Annotated in this window: 5 protein-coding genes; 1 reads left to right on the top strand and 4 read right to left on the bottom strand. The window is 73.9% G+C overall.

The window, feature by feature from the left end:
• The 4 genes from EF918_RS32705 to EF918_RS32690 form a co-directional block, all read right to left on the bottom strand.
• A partial coding sequence (locus EF918_RS32705) for a serine/threonine-protein kinase (RefSeq protein ID WP_148141305.1) occupies positions 1–1344 on the bottom strand: 1344 nt, incomplete at its 3' end.
• A gap of 79 nt (positions 1345–1423) precedes the next feature.
• Positions 1424–2677: a Tm-1-like ATP-binding domain-containing protein gene (locus tag EF918_RS32700; RefSeq protein ID WP_125652533.1), complete on the bottom strand. Its 1254-nt coding sequence runs from the start codon at positions 2675–2677 to the stop codon at positions 1424–1426.
• 47 nt (positions 2678–2724) lie between these two features.
• Positions 2725–3192, bottom strand: a complete 468-nt coding sequence (locus tag EF918_RS32695) for an NUDIX domain-containing protein (RefSeq protein WP_125652532.1) — start codon at positions 3190–3192, stop codon at positions 2725–2727.
• A 67-nt stretch (positions 3193–3259) separates the two neighbouring features.
• Positions 3260–4303 carry a cation diffusion facilitator family transporter gene (locus EF918_RS32690; protein ID WP_125652531.1) on the bottom strand — a complete coding sequence of 348 codons (1044 nt, stop codon included), beginning with the start codon at positions 4301–4303 and terminating at the stop codon, positions 3260–3262.
• 152 nt (positions 4304–4455) lie between these two features.
• On the opposite strand from EF918_RS32690, the gene EF918_RS32685 reads away from it, so the two are divergent.
• On the top strand, positions 4456–4767 hold a 312-nt coding region (locus EF918_RS32685), incomplete at its 3' end, for an FHA domain-containing protein (protein ID WP_148141304.1).

The following is a 4767-nucleotide window of genomic DNA, read 5'->3' as shown; positions in this document are numbered from 1 at the left end:
GTTCCGGGCGGAGGCACGGCTGCTCGGCGGGCTGCACTCGCCGTACGTCGTCGGGCTGTACGAGTACGTGGAGGCGCCGGACGGCGCCGCCATCGTCATGGAGCTGGTGGGCGGCGTCGGGGTGAGCGAGGGACCCGGGCCCGGGGCCGGTGCGCCCGAGCCCGACGGCGAGGCCGAGGCCGAGGCACTGGCGGAGGCCGAGGGGGACGCGGACGCCGACGGCGACGCGGACGCGGACGCCGACGGCGACCCCGAGGGCGGGGCCTGCGGGCCCGGGCCGCCCGTCGGCGGGGCCGCGCTCGTCGTCGCGAAGGCGCTCAGCGCGCCCGTGCCGCCCGGCCGGCCCGTCGCCGAGGCCTGGGCGAACAGCAGCAGGGCGCCCAGGACGAGCGCCACGCCGGCGCCCAGCCAGCCGCGCCGGCCCGGGTTCCACAGGGACGTGGTCGCGAACGCCGTGGTGGACGCCGGGGTCACGGCCGCCGAGGGGAACAGCAGCGGCAGCAGCGCGGCCAGCGCCGCCAGCTTGCGCTGGCCGCGCTCCTCCCAGTCCTCGCCGTACGCCGACGAGGCCACGCTCTCCAGCTCGGCGACGAACGCCTCGGCGTTCTCCGGCCGGTCCTCGGGGCGCTTGGCCAGGCCCCGCCGGATCAGGGGGCGGACCGGCTCCGGCGCGTCCGCCTCGGGGACGGGGCCTTCGATGTGCTGGAGCGCCAGCTCCGCGAAGTTCTCCCCGGCGAAAGGTTTCCGCCCGGTGAGGCACTCGAAGAAGGTCGCCGTCGCCGCGTACACGTCGGCGGCCGGCGAGGCCGGCTGCCCCTGCCACTGCTCGGGCGCCATGTACGCGGGCGTACCGGCCACGCCCGGGGTGCTGCCGCGGTCCGCAGCGATGCCGAAGTCCACGAGCTTGGACGTGCCGTCGGCCGCGACCAGCACGTTCTCCGGCTTGTAGTCGCGGTGCACGACCCCGGCCTCGTGGGCGGCGGCCAGGCCCAGCAGGGAGCCCTTCAGCACCACCAGGGCCGCTTCCGGCTCGGTCTGCCCGGCCTGCTTGAGCAGGGCGCGCAGGGCGACACCGTCCACCAGCTCCATGACGATGGCGGCGCCGTCCGGCGCCTCCACGTACTCGTACAGCCCGACGACGTACGGCGAGTGCAGCCCGCCGAGCAGCCGTGCCTCCGCCCGGAACTCCCGGACGAACGCCGGATCGCGGCGGAGGCGGTCGCTGAGGTACTTCACCGCGACGGGGATGCCGGTCCCGTCGTGCACGGCGAGCACCACGCGGCCGCTGCCGCCCGATCCGAGTTCTCTGGTCTCCGTGTAACCGGGGACCGTCCACGCCTTCATTTCCGTCCCCCCTGAGATGGGTCACTCCACCCCCAGGGACACGGAAGGGCCGTGGCCGGTTCCCGACCCTACGGTCCGCTCAGGCGGCGGCCCGTCGCGTCCGGATCATCGCGTGCAGCCGGTCCGCGGCCGCCCGCCCGAACGCGGGGTCGTTGATGTGGGTGTCGTAGTCGTAGAGCTGCGCCGCACTGCCCCGCAGCCCGTCACGCAATGCCGTGAACAGGGCCCGGTCGGCGGCGGGGTCATGATAGGGCCCGCCGGGAGCGCCCAGGGTGGACAGTCCGCGCTTCGGGATGCACACGGCCGTCGGGCCGGTGGCCCCGCGCAGTTTGCCCGCCACCAGCCGTCCGATCTCGGCGCATTCGGCCGGGGTCGTCCGGATCACGGTGATCGACGGGTTGTGCACCCGCACCCGGCGGAACCGGGCCCGCTCCGGCAGCGTCTCGGGCGGCCCGAACTTCACCATGTCCAGCGCCCCCAGGCTCACCACCTGGGGGACACCGGCCCGTCCGGCCGCGGTCAGCCGGTCGGGGCCGGCGCTGAGGATGCCGCCGCACTGCTCGTCGGCGATCTCGCTGAGGGTCAGGTCCAGCACCCCCGCGAACACCCGCTGCCCGGCCAGCGTCTCCAGGGTCCGGCCCCCGGTGCCGCTGACGTGGAACACCAGCACCTCGTAGCCCAGCTCGGTCAGGCGCTCGCGTGCGGCGTCCACCCCGACGGTGGTCACCCCCGCCATGCTCGCCGCGACCAGCGGCCGCGCTCCCGTGCCGAGCTGGGCGGGCAGGACCCCGCGGGCGGCCCGGGAGAAGCCCTTGGCCATCCCGGCGATGGCGTCCACGGCGTTGGCCAGCACGGGGGCCGAGATGGTGTTGATCCCGGCGATGTCCACCACGCTGTACATCATCGTGATGTCCGTGGAGCCGACGTACTTCGCCACGTCCCCGGACGCCATCGAGGACACCATCACCTTCGGCACCCCCAGCGGCAGCGCCCGCATCGCCCGGGTGGCGATGGACGTGCCGCCGCTGCCGCCGAGCGCCAGCACCCCGTGGAGCCGGCCCTCCTCGTGCAGGCGCAGCAAGGTCGCCTCGGCGCCCCGCGCCATCGTGGTGACGGCCGCGCCCCGGTCGGCGGCCGCCCGTAGTTCCGACAGTTCCGTTCCGGCGGCCCGGGCGACGTCCTCCCGCGGCACGTCGGCGGGCACCCGGGGGTCGCCCATGATTCCGGTGTCGACCAGCATGACCTCGACGCCGGCCCGCAGCAGTCGCTCGCGGAGCCAGCCGTACTCCACACCCTTGGTGTCCAGGGTTCCCACCAGCACGACGTTCGTCATGTGTGCAATGTCCACGCACCGCGGCGTGCTGGCAAGTCACCGGTGGCTCAACCACTCAATTGCGCCAACAGCCTCTCTACGAACGTCACTTGAGCCGCAATCAGGCGATTTCGAGCCACCTCCGGCACGCACCAGGCCACCCGGTCGAGCTCCGGGAACTCCTCCGTGCGGCCGGAACCCGGCGGCCACTCCAGGGTGAAGGTGCCCGGCACCATCAGGGCCGGGTCGAGGTCCGCCTCCACCGCCCAGACCGTCACCAGCTTCCCGTTGGACTGCCGTACCTCGCCCAGCGGCAGGTACGGGCCGTCCGGCGGCGGCAGCCCGATCTCCTCGGTGAACTCCCGCCGGGCCGCGTCCCGCGGGGTCTCGTCGGGGCCGTACTCGCCCTTGGGGATGGACCAGGCCCTGGCGTCCTTGTGCGCCCAGTACGGGCCGCCCATGTGACCGAGGAGCACCTCCACGGCCCCTTCGTGCCGCCGGAACAGCAGGAGTCCGGCGCTGCGCTTGTCCGTCATGGGACATGCCTGCCCCGCCGGGGCCCGGTTCAGTGGTGCCGGTGCCCGCTTCACGGCCGGGCCGGTGTCAGTGGTGGTGCGGGCCGTCGTGGTGGACCGGACCGTGCGGTGCGGCGCAGTGCCCGTCCGGGTCCGCCCCGGCCCCTTCGCCCGCCCGGCCGACCGTCAGCAGGGCCTCGTGCTGGTGGTCGACCTGCAAGGTCGTGTGGCTGATTCCGTACTCCGTCGCCAGCAGCCGTTCCAGCTCCCGCCGGACCGCGTGGCAGTCGCCGCCGGGCTCGACCAGGACGTGCGCCGACAGGGCCGCCTGGCCGGAGGTGATGGTCCAGATGTGCAGGTCGTGGACCTCCGTCACCGGCCCGGGCGACACCAGCCGGTCGCCGACCGCGTCCGGGTCCAGATGGGCCGGGGCCGCCTCCAGGAAGATCCGGCCGGACTCGCGGACCAGCCCGTAGCCCGCCTTCACCATCAGCACCACCACGACCAGGGTGGCGATCGCATCGGCCTGCACGAACCCCGTGGTGAGCACGATCAGGCCGGAAACCGCCGTACCGATGAAGGCGAACAGGTCGTTGAGGATGTGCTGGTAGGCGCCCTCGACCGCCAGCGAGGAGCGGTTCGCCTTCGAGATGCACCAGGCCGCGGCCACGTTCACCACGATCCCGGCCAGCGCCGTCACCAGGACCAGACCGCCGGCGACCTCCGGCGGGTCGATCAGCCGGCGCACCGCCTCGTACGCCAGCCAGACGGCCAGCAGCAGCAGGGTCAGCCCGTTGGCCTGGGCGGAGAGTATCTCCGCGCGCTTGAGCCCGTACGTGAACCCGCCCCGGGCCGGCCGGGCCGCCAGCCGCATCGCGACCAGGGCCAGCACGATCGAGACCGCGTCGGTGAGCATGTGGGCCGCGTCGGAGATCAGGGCCAGCGACTGCGCCACGATGCCGACGACCACCTCGATCGCCATGAACGTGCCGATCAGCCCCAGCGCGATGGCCAGCCAGCGGCGGTCGGCGTCCGCGGCCACGCCGTGGGAGTGCCCGGCGTGCCCTCCGTCGCCCGCCTCGCCGTGCGCGTGGTCGTGTGCCCCGCCGTGCGCGTGGTCGTGCGCGCCCATGTCATTCCCCCGTCCGTCCGGTTCCGACGCGTGAAGTGAAGCGCACCTTCGCGTTCGGGGCAAAGGCTGCAACGGGGACCGTTGTCATTCCCCATAAGAGGCCGCTGACCTGCGGTGATGCCGGGGGAGGGGGGTCGTGGGAAAATCGGCGCATGGTCCAGCGCCCCGGCGTACCGGCCGCGCCCGAGCTCGTCCTGGAGACCTCCGCGGGCCGCACCGTCCTGGACCCGGACCGCGTCTACCACGTCGGCCGGGACCCCTGGTGCGAGATCTGCCTGGCCGACGAACGGGTCTCCTGGCACCACGCCGTGCTGCGCACCGACGGTGACCACTGGACCGTCGAGGACGAGGACAGCACCAACGGAACCTGGGCCGACGGCCACCGCGTCCACGCCTGGGACGTCGGCCCCGGCAGCGAACTCCGCTTCGGCAGTCCCTCCGACGGCCCCCGAGCCGTCCTGACC

Source organism: Streptomyces sp. WAC06614 (assembly GCF_003949795.1).
Lineage (GTDB): Bacteria > Actinomycetota > Actinomycetes > Streptomycetales > Streptomycetaceae > Streptomyces.
The sequence above is the reverse complement of the archived record's forward strand: the minus strand, read 5'-3'. Positions and strand labels throughout refer to the sequence as shown.

Excerpts from the sequence above, each read along its gene's own strand:
- EF918_RS32700 (WP_125652533.1), bottom strand. The coding sequence starts at position 2,677 with ATGACGAACGTCGTGCTGGTGGGAACCCTGGACACCAAGGGTGTGGAG.
- EF918_RS32695 (WP_125652532.1), bottom strand. The coding sequence starts at position 3,192 with ATGACGGACAAGCGCAGCGCCGGACTCCTGCTGTTCCGGCGGCACGAA.
- EF918_RS32690 (WP_125652531.1), bottom strand. The coding sequence starts at position 4,303 with ATGGGCGCGCACGACCACGCGCACGGCGGGGCACACGACCACGCGCAC.